The sequence below is a fragment of the Erwinia tasmaniensis Et1/99 genome, from assembly GCF_000026185.1.
Classification (GTDB): domain Bacteria; phylum Pseudomonadota; class Gammaproteobacteria; order Enterobacterales; family Enterobacteriaceae; genus Erwinia; species Erwinia tasmaniensis.
In genome coordinates this window covers 2,734,555-2,748,759 of sequence record NC_010694.1, presented here as the reverse complement: position 1 = coordinate 2,748,759, position 14,205 = coordinate 2,734,555, and the positions used below count along the sequence as shown (strand labels likewise).

Annotated in this window: 21 protein-coding genes and 1 tRNA gene; 14 read left to right on the top strand and 8 right to left on the bottom strand. The window is 53.3% G+C overall.

The window, feature by feature from the left end; genetic code table 11:
- Positions 1-5: 5 nt before the first annotated feature.
- From purK to ppiB, 4 genes are all read right to left on the bottom strand, one after another.
- Positions 6-1,073: a 5-(carboxyamino)imidazole ribonucleotide synthase gene (gene purK / locus ETA_RS13400; RefSeq protein WP_012442156.1), complete on the bottom strand. Its 1,068-nt coding sequence runs from the start codon at positions 1,071-1,073 to the stop codon at positions 6-8.
- Positions 1,070-1,579, bottom strand: a complete 510-nt coding sequence (gene purE, locus ETA_RS13395; RefSeq protein WP_012442155.1) for a 5-(carboxyamino)imidazole ribonucleotide mutase — start codon at positions 1,577-1,579, stop codon at positions 1,070-1,072. The genes purK and purE overlap by 4 nt, the downstream gene beginning before the upstream one ends.
- Positions 1,580-1,718: 139 nt before the next feature.
- Complete coding sequence (gene lpxH / locus ETA_RS13390) at positions 1,719-2,435, bottom strand: UDP-2,3-diacylglucosamine diphosphatase (RefSeq protein ID WP_012442154.1); 717 nt, start codon at positions 2,433-2,435, stop codon at positions 1,719-1,721.
- Positions 2,435-2,929, bottom strand: coding sequence for a peptidylprolyl isomerase B (gene ppiB, locus ETA_RS13385; RefSeq protein ID WP_012442153.1), 495 nt, complete (start codon positions 2,927-2,929; stop codon positions 2,435-2,437). Before ppiB ends, lpxH begins: the two co-directional genes overlap by 1 nt.
- A 236-nt stretch (positions 2,930-3,165) precedes the next feature.
- Here ppiB and cysS point away from each other — a divergent pair, with 236 nt between their 5' ends.
- Positions 3,166-4,554, top strand: coding sequence for a cysteine--tRNA ligase (gene cysS, locus ETA_RS13380; protein WP_012442151.1), 1,389 nt, complete (start codon positions 3,166-3,168; stop codon positions 4,552-4,554).
- A gap of 79 nt (positions 4,555-4,633) precedes the next feature.
- On the opposite strand, the gene adhP is transcribed toward cysS, so the two are convergent.
- The 3 genes from adhP to folD all read right to left on the bottom strand — a co-directional run bounded on the left by adhP (position 4,634) and on the right by folD (position 6,923).
- Complete coding sequence (gene adhP / locus ETA_RS13375) at positions 4,634-5,650, bottom strand: alcohol dehydrogenase AdhP (protein ID WP_012442150.1); 1,017 nt, start codon at positions 5,648-5,650, stop codon at positions 4,634-4,636.
- Between the two features lie 194 nt (positions 5,651-5,844).
- On the bottom strand, positions 5,845-6,057 hold the full coding sequence (ybcJ, locus tag ETA_RS13370; RefSeq protein WP_012442148.1) for a ribosome-associated protein YbcJ: 213 nt from the start codon (positions 6,055-6,057) through the stop codon (positions 5,845-5,847).
- Positions 6,057-6,923 carry a bifunctional methylenetetrahydrofolate dehydrogenase/methenyltetrahydrofolate cyclohydrolase FolD gene (gene folD / locus ETA_RS13365; protein ID WP_012442147.1) on the bottom strand — a complete coding sequence of 289 codons (867 nt, stop codon included), beginning with the start codon at positions 6,921-6,923 and terminating at the stop codon, positions 6,057-6,059. Before folD ends, ybcJ begins: the two co-directional genes overlap by 1 nt.
- A 181-nt stretch (positions 6,924-7,104) precedes the next feature.
- Between folD and ETA_RS13360 the strand changes: the two genes are divergently transcribed.
- From ETA_RS13360 to ETA_RS19355, 7 genes are all read left to right on the top strand, one after another.
- Positions 7,105-7,181 (top strand) — tRNA-Arg (locus ETA_RS13360).
- Positions 7,182-7,347: 166 nt separating this feature from the next.
- Positions 7,348-8,562: a tyrosine-type recombinase/integrase gene (locus tag ETA_RS13355; protein ID WP_012442146.1), complete on the top strand. Its 1,215-nt coding sequence runs from the start codon at positions 7,348-7,350 to the stop codon at positions 8,560-8,562.
- A 130-nt stretch (positions 8,563-8,692) separates the two neighbouring features.
- Positions 8,693-9,700, top strand: a complete 1,008-nt coding sequence (locus tag ETA_RS13350) for a hypothetical protein (RefSeq protein WP_012442145.1) — start codon at positions 8,693-8,695, stop codon at positions 9,698-9,700.
- A gap of 186 nt (positions 9,701-9,886) precedes the next feature.
- A complete protein-coding gene (locus tag ETA_RS13345; protein ID WP_012442144.1) occupies positions 9,887-10,084 on the top strand; it encodes a helix-turn-helix transcriptional regulator in 198 nt (65 codons plus the stop codon).
- Entirely contained in the window at positions 10,084-10,500 is a 417-nt protein-coding gene (locus ETA_RS13340; protein WP_012442143.1) for a hypothetical protein, read from the top strand. Before ETA_RS13345 ends, ETA_RS13340 begins: the two co-directional genes overlap by 1 nt.
- A 14-nt stretch (positions 10,501-10,514) precedes the next feature.
- Positions 10,515-11,351 carry an antA/AntB antirepressor family protein gene (locus ETA_RS13335; protein WP_012442142.1) on the top strand — a complete coding sequence of 279 codons (837 nt, stop codon included), beginning with the start codon at positions 10,515-10,517 and terminating at the stop codon, positions 11,349-11,351.
- Positions 11,351-11,524, top strand: a complete 174-nt coding sequence (locus ETA_RS19355; RefSeq protein ID WP_012442141.1) for a DUF4222 domain-containing protein — start codon at positions 11,351-11,353, stop codon at positions 11,522-11,524. The genes ETA_RS13335 and ETA_RS19355 overlap by 1 nt, the downstream gene beginning before the upstream one ends.
- Before the next feature lie 361 nt (positions 11,525-11,885).
- On the opposite strand, the gene ETA_RS20465 is transcribed toward ETA_RS19355, so the two are convergent.
- A complete protein-coding gene (locus ETA_RS20465; protein ID WP_071819183.1) occupies positions 11,886-12,065 on the bottom strand; it encodes a hypothetical protein in 180 nt (59 codons plus the stop codon).
- Positions 12,066-12,084: 19 nt separating this feature from the next.
- Here ETA_RS20465 and ETA_RS20720 point away from each other — a divergent pair, with 19 nt between their 5' ends.
- From ETA_RS20720 to ETA_RS13310, 6 genes are read left to right on the top strand one after another with little or no spacing between them, the layout of a single operon-like run.
- On the top strand, positions 12,085-12,438 hold the full coding sequence (locus ETA_RS20720) for a host cell division inhibitor Icd-like protein (RefSeq protein ID WP_407919828.1): 354 nt from the start codon (positions 12,085-12,087) through the stop codon (positions 12,436-12,438).
- Positions 12,431-12,610: a hypothetical protein gene (locus ETA_RS13325; RefSeq protein ID WP_012442139.1), complete on the top strand. Its 180-nt coding sequence runs from the start codon at positions 12,431-12,433 to the stop codon at positions 12,608-12,610. Before ETA_RS20720 ends, ETA_RS13325 begins: the two co-directional genes overlap by 8 nt.
- A complete protein-coding gene (locus tag ETA_RS13320; RefSeq protein ID WP_012442138.1) occupies positions 12,607-13,209 on the top strand; it encodes an ORF6N domain-containing protein in 603 nt (200 codons plus the stop codon). Before ETA_RS13325 ends, ETA_RS13320 begins: the two co-directional genes overlap by 4 nt.
- Positions 13,206-13,382 (top strand): hypothetical protein, encoded by a 177-nt coding sequence (locus tag ETA_RS20020; RefSeq protein ID WP_157861808.1) that lies wholly within the window; start codon positions 13,206-13,208, stop codon positions 13,380-13,382. The genes ETA_RS13320 and ETA_RS20020 overlap by 4 nt, the downstream gene beginning before the upstream one ends.
- Positions 13,379-13,588, top strand: a complete 210-nt coding sequence (locus tag ETA_RS13315; protein ID WP_012442137.1) for a hypothetical protein — start codon at positions 13,379-13,381, stop codon at positions 13,586-13,588. The genes ETA_RS20020 and ETA_RS13315 overlap by 4 nt, the downstream gene beginning before the upstream one ends.
- Positions 13,585-14,196, top strand: coding sequence for a hypothetical protein (locus ETA_RS13310; RefSeq protein WP_012442136.1), 612 nt, complete (start codon positions 13,585-13,587; stop codon positions 14,194-14,196). The genes ETA_RS13315 and ETA_RS13310 overlap by 4 nt, the downstream gene beginning before the upstream one ends.
- The last annotated feature ends 9 nt before the right edge of the window (positions 14,197-14,205 follow it).

The following is a 14,205-nucleotide window of genomic DNA, read 5'->3' as shown; positions in this document are numbered from 1 at the left end:
CTGGCTTAGGCGAGTTTATCCACGGCCCAGGCGATACCGCTGGCATATTCCGCAGGCAGCATGGGCACCAGAGCAGTGAGCGCGCTGCTCAGTGCCCGTGGGCTGGCATCAGCCAGGTTAAGATGGCCGACTTTACGCCCGGCACGCACCTCTTTCTCATACCAGTGCAGGTGCACCAGCGGCTCGCTGAGCCATGCCGTATTGAGATCGGTGCCGATCAGGTTGACCATGACTGCCGGGGTATTGACCACCGGGGCAGGCAGCGGCAGGTTGAGAATGGCGCGCAGATGCAGTTCAAACTGGCTGATGGACGCGCCGTTTTGCGTCCAGTGACCGCTGTTATGCACGCGGGGTGCCAGCTCATTGATCAGCAGGCCTTCCGGCACCACAAAGCACTCCATCGCCATGACGCCAACGTAGTTCAGCTCATTCATAATCGCCGACAGCATGCGCTCAGCCTGCTGTTGGTGCTGTGCATCGACGGCTGGCAGCACAACGCTGGTGCGCAGAATACCGTCCTGATGCAGGTTATGAGTCAGCGGGTAGAACACCGTGCTGCCGTCATGGCCGCGCGCGCCGACCAGCGACATTTCACCTGAAAAATTGATACCCCGTTCGACGATACAGTCGCCGTAACATTCACCCGGCAGCGTAGCGGTTTCGTGGACGCGCAGACGCCACTGGCCACGGCCGTCGTAGCCGCCGGTGCGGCGTTTGACGATCGCCAGTTCACCGAGGTCAGAAAACACCTGCGGCCATTGGTCGGACGAGGAGAGCAGCTGCCAGGGGGCCGTTGCCAGGCCCAGACGGTCGAGCAGCTGCTTCTGCGTCAGGCGATCTGCCAGCAGCGGGAAGATATCGCGGTTAACAAAGGCGCGATGATCGGCCAGTTCCCGTGTCAGCGCGGTTTCCGGCCAACGTTCAATCTCGGCGGTGATGACGCTTTGCGCAATCGGCAGCGCCTGTGGTTCGGCATCCAGGCCGACCGGATAAACGGTGATCCCCAACGGTTCAGCGGCCTGGCGCAGCATGCGCCCGAGCTGACCGTTGCCTAATACGCAGACCGGCTTCATGCTTCCTCCCGCGGATCCGGGTTGTTCAGCACCTCGTCCGTCTGCGCCTGTCGCCAGTTCGCGAGGCGCAGCGCCAGGCCACCGTCATGCAGGGCGAGAATTTGCGCCGCCAGCAGGGCGGCGTTGGCGGCCCCGGCTTTACCAATCGCCAGCGTGCCGACCGGAATGCCGCGCGGCATCTGCACGATGGAATACAGGCTGTCGACCCCGCTCAGCGCGGCGCTCTGTACCGGCACGCCGAGTACCGGCACCAGCGTTTTCGCCGCCAGCATCCCCGGCAGATGCGCCGCGCCGCCTGCACCCGCAATAATCACCTGATATCCGTTATCCGTCGCCTGTTCGGCAAAGCTGAACAGCTTGTCCGGCGTGCGGTGGGCTGACACCACTTCACAGTGAAACGGAACGTCCAGGCTGGTGAGGACTTCCGCAGCAAACTGCATGGTGGCCCAGTCACTTTTGGAACCCATAACAATAGCAATGCGGGCCGGTGTGGCGTTGGATGACATGCGGGTCTGACTCCTGTGATTGTAAAACGTCACCGTGGCAGCGCAGAGGCTGGCTACCGGGTGGGAAGGGCAGAGAGAATATCACGACTGCGCGGCAAGGAAAACGGTTGCGTAGCGCGAAATGGCCGCTAATAGCGCTTCAGAAGGGGAAGGAAATCAGCCGGGTTTCATCGGCGCTGACTCTTATCATAGAGCCTTGCTGGTGCCAGGCTCCCAGCACCAGGCGTTGTGCCGGCCGGTCATTGATTTCAAGCGGGTGTACCGCCGGGCGATGCGTATGGCCGTGGATCAGCAGCGGCGTGTTGTGACGAACCATCGTCTCCGTTACCGTCTGCGGGTTAACGTCCATGATCGCCATATCTTTACTGCTGTTTGCCTGTTTACTCCCGTCACGCATTTTTAACGCGATACGCTGGCGCACAAACAGCGGCAGGGCGAGGAACAGCTTTTGCAGCCAGCGCTGCTGTACCTTCTGACGAAAACGCTGATAGCCGCTATCGTCAGTGCACAGCGTATCGCCGTGCATGATCAGCAGACGTTTTCCATACAGTTCCAGCACCTGTTCTTCCGGCAGCAGCGTCATGCCGGACGCACGAGCAAAGCGCTTGCCCAGCAGAAAGTCGCGATTACCGTGAATAAAGTAGCAGGGGATATCGAGCTGGCGCAGTGCCAGAGCAATCTCTGCATGCAGCGGGTTGGGATCGTCGTCACCAATCCAGGCTTCAAACAGGTCGCCCAGAATATACAGCGCATCGGCGTGCTGTGCTTCACGTCGCAAAAAATGCAGAAAACCGGCAGTGATTGCCGGTTCTTCAGAACACAGATGGAGATCTGCGATAAACAGCGTGTGCGGCATTATTCGCTGACGGTCACTTTCTGAATGATCACGTCATCTTTTGGCACATCCTGATGCATGCCGCTGCGGCCGGTAGAGACGGCTTTGATCTTCTCAACCACGTCCATCCCTTCAACCACTTCAGCGAACACGCAGTAACCCCAGCCCTGGAGGCTTTCGTCACGGAAGTTCAGGAAGTCGTTGTCGGCCACGTTGATAAAGAACTGGGCGGTCGCCGAGTGTGGTGCCTGGGTACGCGCCATTGCCAAAGTGCCTTTGGTGTTTTTCAGGCCGTTGCTGGCTTCGTTACGGATCTCATCTTTGGTGTCTTTCTGCTTCATGCCTGGCTCAAAACCACCGCCCTGGACCATAAAACCGTTGATCACACGGTGAAAGATGGTGTTGTCGTAAAAGCCTTCGCGGCAGTATTCAAGGAAGTTTTTTACGGTAGCCGGGGCCTTATCGTCAAAAGTTTTGATGACGATATCGCCATGATTAGTCTGGAAAGTAACCATTTTCTCATCCTGTCAGGGTTGCAGTATTTAACAGTGGGCGCCGGAAGTGCAGACAAAAGTCCTCCCCTGGCGGCAGACGGCTTTTATATCACAAATTGTGATAGCTCGTCAGCAATGCTGCATAACGGGGCTGGCGGATAACCCTGCTTTGCGTAGCGCTGCACGAAAAAATACGTCAGAATGTCTCATTAACCTGCTTATCGTTAACCCACACACGCTTAAAACGGAATGTCTCAATGCTAAAGATTTACAACACCCTGAGTCGTCAAAAAGAGGAATTTAAACCCATACATGCCGGTAAAATCGGCATGTACGTGTGTGGTATTACCGTTTACGACCTGTGCCATATCGGCCACGGCAGAACCTTTGCCGCCTTTGATGTGGTGGCGCGCTACCTGCGCTACAGCGGCTATCAGCTGAAATATGTGCGTAACATCACCGATATCGATGACAAAATTATCAAACGTGCGCAGGAGAACGGCGAATCCATTGAGCAGCTGACCAACCGTATGATTGGCGAAATGCACAAGGACTTCGCCGCGCTGAATATTTTGCCGCCGGACCTTGAGCCACGCGCCACGCGCCATATTACCGAGATCGTCGAGCTGGTTGAGAAGCTGATTGCCCGTGAGCATGCCTATGTTGCCAGCAATGGCGATGTGATGTTCTCCGTCGACAGTGACCCGCAGTACGGTTCGTTGTCGCGTCAGGATCTGGATCAGCTACAGGCCGGCGCGCGCGTTGAGGTGGCTGCCGACGTGAAGCGCAACCCGATGGACTTCGTGCTGTGGAAAATGTCTAAAGCCGACGAACCCGGCTGGGCGTCTCCGTGGGGCAACGGCCGGCCGGGCTGGCACATTGAGTGCTCGGCGATGAACTGCAAGCAGCTGGGTGAGCACTTCGATATTCACGGCGGCGGCTCTGACCTTATGTTCCCGCACCATGAGAACGAGATTGCCCAGTCCACCTGCGCTCACGATGGCCCGTATGTGAACTACTGGATGCATTCCGGCATGGTGATGATTGACCGTGAAAAAATGTCGAAATCGCTGAACAACTTCTTTACCGTGCGCGATGTGCTGGAGCATTACGATGCTGAGACGGTGCGCTACTTCCTGATGTCCGGCCACTATCGCAGCCAGCTGAACTACGGCGAAGATAACCTCAACCAGGCGCGTTCAGCGCTGGAGCGCCTGTATATCGCGCTGCGTAACACGGATACCGGTGCTACCCCGGCCGGCGGTGAAGAGTTTGAGACGCGCTTCCGTGAGGCGATGGATGATGACTTTAATACGCCTGAAGCCTATTCGGCGCTGTTCGATTTAGCGCGTGAAGTTAACCGCATGAAGGCGGAAGCCCCGGCGGCGGCAGATGGCCTGGCGGCGCGCCTGCGCGTGCTGGGCGGCGTACTGGGCCTGCTGGAGCAGGACCCGGAGCAGTTCTTGCAAAGCGGTGCCAACAGCAACGATGAAGAAGTGGCGCAGATCGAAGCGCTGATCCAGATGCGTATCGATGCACGCAACGAGAAAAACTGGGCGCAGGCCGACGTGGCGCGTGACCGTCTGAACGAGATGGGCATCGTGCTGGAAGACGGTGCCGGTGGCACCCGCTGGCGCCGCAAATAAGTTGAAGTGAGTATATGAAAAGCCCTGAACTTTCAGGGCTTTTTTGTGGGCTATGGCTTTTAATCAGTACGGCGCGGGTTTAATGAGTACGGTTAAAGTCAATCACCATACGGCCAACGATTTTGCCGCTCTCCATTTCATGGAAGATCGCGTTGATATCCTGTAGCGGACGGCGGGTAACTTTGGGTACCACCTTGCCTTCAGCCGCGAACTGGAAGGCTTCAGCTAAATCTTCACGCGTGCCGACCAGCGAGCCCACGACCTGGATGCCGTCCAGCACCAGGCGCGGGATATTCAGGCTCATTGATTCAGACGGCAGTCCGACTGCCACAATACGGCCGCCGGCGCGCATCGCATCCACCGCAGAGTTAAACGCCGCTTTGGCAACCGCCGTGACTACCGCCGCATGTGCGCCCCCCGTGCGTTGCTGAATGAGCTTTGCCGCGTCTTCATTGCGTGAGTTGATCACCATATCGGCCCCCATCTCTTCGGCAAATTTCAGCTGGGCATCGCTGACGTCAACGGCGATAACCCTGGCATTAAACACGTTTTTTGCGTATTGCAGCGCAAGATTACCTAAGCCACCAAGGCCATAAACAACCAGCCATTTCCCGGGGGTGATGCCGGAGATTTTGACCGCCTTATAGGTGGTGACCCCGGCGCAGGTGATGCTGCTGGCCACCGCGGAATCGAGACCGTCAGGCACCTTCACGGCATAATCCGCCGCCACGATACACTCTTCGGCCATGCCGCCATCGGCCGTATAACCGGCGTTGACAACCTCGCGGCACAGCGTTTCATTGCCGCTGTTGCAGTATTCACAATGGCCGCAGCCTTTGAAAAACCACGCCACGCTGGCACGGTCGCCTGGCTTAAGGGAGGTGACGCCTGGACCCACAGATTTGACAACGCCAATCCCTTCGTGACCGAGGATAACGCCGGTCTTATCGCCAAAATCCCCGTTTTTGACGTGCAGGTCGGTGTGACAGACCCCGCAACACTCCATAGTGAGCAGGGCTTCGCCATGTTGCAACGCGCGGAGGGTTTTCTCTACCACATCAACCTGATGATCGTGAGTGACGACAGCAGCTTTCATCGTGAACCTCTTCAGTTTATAAGGTGTATAGCATCAGCTTAACGCCAGCGGTCAGCCATATATTGATATACATCAAGCCAGCACAGTATAGACGGCGATGCGGCGTCAGATGATGAAGAGATAAACGCTGGGTAGGCTTGCAGGCATAAAAAAAGCTGCCCAACAGGACAGCCTTGTGCGCGGAACAGATTAAATCAGGCAGTCACGGTCACACTGTTGCCGTCAAAATCCACCTTCTGACCGGCGACAATCTTGCAGCGCTTGCGGGTTTCCACCGCGCCGTTAACCGTAACGAGACCGTCAGCGATAAACGATTTTGCCATCGCGCCGCTCTCTACCCAGCCTTCCAGCTTCATCAGGTCACAGAGATCGACATGGGGATGAGCGCCCAGAGAGAAAGTGGCCATTATGCTGATACTCCATTGTCATTATTTTCGCAGGCTTGCAGGGTGTTCTGGATCAGGGTGGCAACGGTCATTGGACCCACGCCGCCCGGGACCGGGGTGATCCAGGACGCTCGCGTTGAGGCCAGGTCAAAATCGACGTCGCCGACCACTTTGCCGCTTTCAAGACGGTTAATCCCGACATCAATCACGATCGCGCCCGGCTTTATCCAGTCGCCGGGAATAAAGCCGGGCTTGCCAACGGCGACGACCAGCAGATCGGCATTTTCAATATGCTGACGCAGGTTTTTGGTAAAGCGGTGAGTCACGGTAGTGGTGCACCCGGCCAGCAGCAGCTCCATGCTCATCGGGCGGCCAACTATGTTGGAAGCACCTACCACCACGGCATTCAGCCCGAAGGTATCAATCTGGTAACGCTCCAGCAGCGTCACGATGCCGCGTGGCGTGCACGGGCGCAGGGTGGGGGCGCGCTGGCACAGGCGGCCAACGTTATAAGGATGGAAGCCGTCGACATCTTTTGCCGGGGAGATATGCTCCAGCACTTTGGTATTATCGATGCCGGCAGGAAGCGGCAGCTGCACCAGGATACCGTCTATTTCTGCGTCATCATTCAGCTGAGTAATCAGCTCCAGCAGCTGCGCTTCGCTGGTAGAGGCAGGCAAATCGTACGAGCGTGAAAGAAACCCAACTTCTTCACAGGCACGGCGTTTACTGCTGACATATATCTGTGAAGCCGGATTTTCACCCACTAAAACCACCGCCAGGCCAGGCGCACGTTTACCGGCGGCCAGACGCTGCTGAACTAACCCGGCAACCTCATTGCGCACCTGCTGCGCAATCGTTTTACCATCAATAATTTTTGCTACCATCAGAGAGGGTATCCATCTGCGTTAAGTTAAATCGGGAATTGCCCCTATTTTGTCAGAAGCTGGCGACGCTGTCAGGCAGAGATTGGCAGGTTATTGTTCATTACTTCAGCATCAGATGCCGGGCGGCAGTAAAATCGTTGACTCAGCCGAAGCTGGCCGTATAATCCGACGCATTCATTATGCGCCCTTAGCTCAGTTGGATAGAGCACCGGCCTTCTAAGCCGTAGGTCACAGGTTCGAATCCTGTAGGGCGTACCATTTTATCCTCTTTTACCGTCTCTCAAAGTCTACAAAACCCCGTCAAATCAGGCTTTAACCCCTAATCGCGTTATCTCAAGGTCTACTACTGGCTATTGTAATCCACTATCATGTGGGGGTACATTTGGGGGTAGATTCCTGTTCAATGAAACGAGATACCCCCAATATGAAGCTAAACGCCCGCCAGGTGGACACCGCCAGAGGCAAGGACAAGCCCTATAAGCTGGCAGACGGCGGCGGCCTGTACCTGTTGGTTAATCCCAATGGTGCAAGATACTGGCGCTTAAAGTACCGTGCCGCAGGAAAAGAAAAGCTGTTAGCGGTGGGGGTATATCCTGATGTGTCACTGTCCGATGCCAGAAGGCGGCGCGATGAGGCAAAAAAGATACTGGCGGCGGGTGGCGATCCGGGGCAGGAAAAGCAGGCAGAGAAACAGTCCAAAATATTAGCCGTACAAAACAGCTTTGAAGCTATCGCGCTTGAGTGGCACGAGCACAAAAAAACAAACTGGTCAGAAGGCTATGCTACCGACATACTGGAATATCTTAGTAAGGATATTTTTCCGTTTGTCGGTAAACGGGCTATCAATGAGATTAAACCCGCCGAAATGCTGGCAGTGTTGCGTAAAATGGAGCAGCGCGGCGTGCTGGATAAGCTGAAAAAGACCCGGCAGGCTTGCAGGCAGATTTTTACCCATGCGGTGATAACGGGCAGGGCAGAGAATAACCCGGTCACCGATCTGGCTGGCGCACTGAAAGCACCCAAGCAAAAACATTTCCCACACCTGAATGTTGACCAGATACCCCCATTCCTTAATGACCTGAGCAATTACAGTGGCAGTATGATCACCCGCTACGCTACCCAGCTACTGATGATTACCGGGTTAAGGACTATCGAACTCCGCGCCTCTGAATGGTCAGATATCGATTTTGATAAGGGTATCTGGCAGATCCCCGCCGAACGTATGAAGATGCGCCGCCCCCACATAGTACCCATTTCCAGCCAGGCTAAATCGTTACTTGAAGCAATCCACCAGCTAACCGGACGGGGTAAGTACGTTTTCCCCGGTCGTAATGATGCGGGTAAGCCAATGAGTGAGGCCAGTATCAATCAGGTCATTAAACGTATTGGCTATGACGGCAAGGCCACCGGGCATGGGTTCCGTCACACGATGAGCACAATCCTACATGAGCAGGGTTATAACTCCGCATGGGTTGAAACCCAGTTAGCTCACGTCGATAAGAACAGTATTAGAGGAACGTATAACCACGCGCAGTACCTGGACGGAAGACGGGAAATGCTCCAATGGTATGCCGATTATATGGACGCGCTGGAAAGCGGGGATAATGTGGTACATGGTGCGTTCGGAAAGCTCGCATAGCTGGATATATAAACAGCAGTAGACTATAATAGACGACAATAGAATAAACCGTGTCTAGGCTGATCCCCGAAAATTCGTACACCTCTACGAGCTGGCACGGTTCCTAAATTAGAGGGCGCGAGGTGGCGTTGTGAAAAAAAACAGTTCCTATGAATATATTTATGATCTGTACAGAAAGTTGGATTTTTTTGATAGTTGCATGACTTATTGTTTGTTAGAGATTAATTCATCAAAAATAACTACTATTAGTGAGGCTATTGATATAACTAAAAAAGCAAGCGCAGCCCTTCAGGATATTGAAAACGATCTAGAGATGTCCTGTGTTTTTGATAAAGTAAATGAATTCATGGATGATAATGGAATTAGCCGTGCCTTAAAAAAATCAGGTGTTGTTACTGGCTTTGATATACCCTATCAAGCGATTATTGCGCATAAGATTTTCATTTACAAATCACATTCTATTGATGGGTTGGATAAAAAAGAATGGAAAGAGTTGTATGATATGTTTGAAGGGTTTAATCCTCCCTGTTCTTATTCAAGATTCAAAATCCCCGTGCAAATATTAGCATGTATATGTAGGTATCTTAGTGGTGAGGACACAAGTGCTACAATAAAAGATGAGATAAACACACTGGAAGAATACAAGAAGAAACTTGAGGAATTATATGCTTATCATGCAAATTCAGCTTTCAGGGAATTTATATCGAATTCCCGTGAAGGACGAGTTATTGTAGGGCAGGGAGCATTTAGCCTTGATGCGATCCAGTTGAGAATAGATAATTTAAGAGCAAGGATTATTACCAAAAGAAAAGATTCAACGATTTTAGAAAGACAATTGGCAATAGATTTCATAGATACTCTACATCGATTTAATGCAAGACAAATCCCTTCGATTGTGAGTATGTTGATGGGGTGCGGGTTTATCAAAGAATTTGTCGATAACAGAACTATTTTTAGATTGTGGAAGTCATTTAACCAAAGTCAGGTTAAGCTGGATAAATATTATGGGGCTGGGAGGTCGGCAAAAAGTACAACATCATATAAATATGTTTATTCAGACTCAGTTACTGAGCGTATCGAATCTCTAAAATCTTTTAGCTATGCATTTATTCAAAAAGTTGGACTTCAAGGCAAGTGACAAAGTTGTGTCGAAATCTTGCTTTCTTTGTCATGACAAAAAATGTTGTTTAACGGCCTTTCTCTTTCATGACAATCTTGTATTAGTAAGTTAGTGCTTTAGTCATTATATAATTTGCAAGTCATTCATATAATCCCTCTATCTACAGATGTCCATTTACGAATGAATTGGTAAATAGAGGTATATATGTCACAAAATCTCATCCGCATGCCGGAAGTTCTCCGGCGCATAGGTCTTGGTAAGGCTTGGGTATATAAACTTATTTCTCAAGGGATATTCCCAAAACCAGTAAAAATTGGATCACGCTCTATCGCTTTCGTTGAAAGTGAAATAGACGCATGGATTAATCAGCGTATCGCAGAGCGTGACGGGGAGGCGGCATAATGCAGAAAACCCGCAGCGTGGCGGGCATTGTCGAACAGGTTAGCGCCAACGATGATACCCCTACCGCCACCATCAAGCCAGCACCGAAAAAGCACCGCGCCCGCATATACATGATGCGCACCGGGGTTAACGGCTTTACCGAAAATGAAATATTACGCTATTGCCGCTTATCGTCTGGCAGAAATTATGCCAGCGAATTAGAACGCAGCCTTGATATTCACCTTGAGCGTATCGACGAGAAAAACCCTGACGGCATCGGATCACATTTCCGCTATCGCTTCACATGCCGCGCTGACGTCATGCGCGTTATTCAGCTGGTAAACCACAACGCCGCCGCTGGTGGCTATCGTGGGCTGTCACAGCAGGAAATTAACGACATTCTGACCTTATACCCGGACTTATTCACCGCCGCCTAATCGGAGCCTGAAAAATGAAAATCGAAAATAGCAGATTAATTTCTGGGGCCGCCCCTCACTTTGAGCACCGCCGCAGCGATATCAACGCAAATAGCTTCGCTGAAATTGTTCCGGTTATTCCCGGTCAAATTGGCGGGCGTCAAACCAGCATTGTGAGCGCGAAGGCTTTACACGCAGCGCTGGGAGTAGGTAACGACTTTTCTACATGGGTTAAAGGCCGCATTGAGGAGTACGGGTTTTCATTGGGTGCGGATTATGTCGTTTTTGATCCCTCAAATTTCAGGAATCAAAGTACAGACTTTAACCACCCCGTTACCAAATGGACTTCAAGGCGCGGGGGGGATCGGCGCAGTAAAGATTATGGCCTGTGTTTGAATATGGCAAAAGAGCTGGCGATGGTAGAGCGCAACGAGCAAGGCCGCGCCGTTCGTCGTTACTTCACCCAGTGTGAAGAAGCCTTACAGATAAGTGCGCCGGAAATAGCCGTACAGTACCGCCGCCAGCTAAAGGCACGTATCAGTGCCGCCAGCATGTTTAAGCCAATGTGCGCCGCGCTGGATGCTGCCCGCGCCGAGCTGGGGAAGCAGACCCAACAGCGCCACTACACCAACGAAAGCAACATGATCGCCCGCATTGTGCTGGGTGGCCTGACGGCTAAGCAGTGGGCGCAGTCCAGCGGCATTACCACGGAGCCACGCGACAGCATGAGCGCCGGGCAGCTGGAACACCTCACCTATCTGGAAAGCACCGATATCACACTTATAGATATGGGTATGTCTTATGACCAGCGCAAAGCGGAGCTGGTGCGCCTGTCACAGCGCTGGCTAGCTAAACGTCTGGAGGTTCACTAATGACCACCCGCACCCAACAGCGCCAGTTTAAGGACTCACACGGGCGCACCGTCACACTGCGCGGCATGAGCGGCGGGAACGTGGTTTTTATGCGCCCCGGCTACCCGCACCCGTGCCAACAGCCGTTAGAGAAGTTTAAAGCGGAGTTTATCGAGGTGACGCCATGCGAGTGACTCAAGCCGCCGTCCAGAAAGAAGCCTTCCCACTGGCTGGCCTGTTAGTAAATGTTATGGTTCAGAGCCTGAAAGAAACCGTAATTTCACGCCCGATCACCGGAAGTGAAAACCTCACAAAACCTCACGTAGTGGAAAGTTTTTCTACCATTGAAATGAAGCGGGGGATTAATTGCTTAGCTGGTGTGCAAGGGGAGTTTTCGGGCACGTTAGAGAGTTTCGTGACCAGTACGCGAGGCGAATTTAAGGACACGTTACGACATTTTGCGACCACTGCGCACAAGGGAAGCCTTGAGTTTTGCGAGTCCATAAAAAAGGGCAGCACTGCGAATGCCACCCTTTGCCACGATGCCGGAAATAATCAGGCTTTAGGCTCTATGCCGCGAGATTGTAGCTCTTTACGGATGATCCGCTTAATCCATGCAGCCAAAGACTCGTCACCGTCATTTTGTTGTGCCGCTTCCATCGATTCCCGTAATTCAGGACCAAGCCTGAATTGGAAGGGGGGATTACCTCTACGTTCATTCTTGTGTGTTGACACGTTAGCTACACCAATAGTAATGTATATATGTGTGATGACACATTACTATCACATGCCACAAAAAACAATGCCCCGCAGTGCGTCAACACTAACAGGGCATCTAACCACCACCGTTAATACACCTAACGAGGTCGCTGTAATGGATATTACCACACACCCACAAGGGCGGGAGCCGTTCGGCCTGAATTCAGGCCACCAGCACCGCCATTTTGTCTGGATTATCGCCGCCGTTCGCCGTGATAACCCGGCATTGTCACCTGTCATCCACCATATCGCCGCCGAAAACGAGCGCGAAGCCCGCCGCACTCTGGCAAAAGATAACGTCTGCTTTTTTGCCGGACGGCTGCCTGTGAAGGAGGTGCGTCATGCTTAATTATTTCACCGTGTACGGCTACGGAACCAACAAGCGCGGACTGACCATTGGCATTAACCACAAAACCCGATCAGGCAGCGCAGAGAGCGCCAAAGCAGCCGCCATGCTACAGGCGCAACACGCCGGATTGTCTCATATCCGCATCACCCGTGCTCAGGAGGTGGCAGCATGAAAGCCATAACCCTGCATGATGCAAAAATGCCGCTGGTGGAGTATCAGGGCCAGCGCGTGGTGACGTTCGCCATGATTGACACGGTTCACCAGCGCCCGAAAGACACAGCCAAAAACGCATTTCAGCGTAACCGCCGCCACTTCATTGAGGGGAAAGATTACTTTGTAGTGAGCGCGGGAAGTGTTGACGGTTTAGCCAGGGGCATTAAACGCCCTGGCAAAAAAATAACCAGCCCTGTTCGTGGGAAAGTCACCGTTTTTACAGAGTTTGGCTATCTGCTACTGACAAAGCCATTTACCGATGATTTAGCATGGCAGGTACAGCGCCAGTTGGTTGATGGCTATTTCCGCCACAACCCCCACTTCTCTGATATTCGCCCGGTACTCATTCCCTCACTGGACGAACTGGAGGCCATGCCACCGCAGAGGGCGCAGAACATTCTTGCAGCAGCAGACCATAAATCACACTGGCGGCACGGCAAACACGGTAGCGCAGAAATGAGCCAGCGGAAACGTGAGTTAAAGACGCTACGCCCCGCCCTTGCCCGTATTGCCGCCCTGATACAGCTAACCATTCCCGGACTGGAGATACCCCAATGATCCGCACTGATACCCATGCCAAAAATGACGCTATAGACGCACTGGAAAAAATCAAAATCCTGACAGAGGCCGCGCTTTTTCTGACACACAACGACACCGGAAGGGATGCCCAAAGCGAACTTATCGGCGTTATTAATGATTTGGCAATTCGCGTACTGGAGGCCAGCCGATGAAAACTATGCCGTTGTGTGACGCTATTTGCCGGGTAGAACAGGCGCAGGGAGTGTTATCCGTCTGGATGGAGATGGGGATATTTAATCGCACACTATCACCGCGCATGGTTGGCGCACTGATTACCCTGTTGGAAGGCGTGCCGGAGGCAATGAACGCTACCAATAGCGAGTTGGTCGATTACATGAACCGGGAGGGCAAAGCATGAACAAAGCCGCATCACTGACCGCAACGGGCGTTTACCGCACTGAAGCCACCCCGCACGGGGTCAGTATCACCCGGCGCAACGAGGCCGGACAGTATGAGCATATGGCGCTTATCGACTACCCCGACATGCTGCGCAAGCTGGAGGCCGGAGACTTTGACGGCGTGCGCGATATGCCGGACATACTCCGCGCAATGGCTGACGGCGCGGCGCTGGGCTACCACACGCCCACGGCAGAGCAGGAGCTTATTGTCTGGCGGCACTGTGTGGCGCTGGCCTTCATCAACGAGCAGCTGCGGAAAAATGGCGCGGTGGAGGTGGAAAACGAACGGGGAGGCACGGACTGCGGCGTTATCTACTGCGGGCAATACGGCTGTATGGCGGTCTACCCCGCCCCTGAGCGTTTCGCTATGGCAAACAACATTGAGAGCGCATTGATAGAACGCTACGGCAGGGAACAGGGCACGCGAAATGCCGTGCTGATGTATCAGGCCATGCTTGAGGGCGGCGGGCTGTCCGATATGGGGCGGGAGCTGCTGGCTGATTTGCATGATGGCTTTATCCGCATGTTGCGGGATGAAGGCTTACCGCCCGCACCCGTGGCGCACTGAGGGGGAATG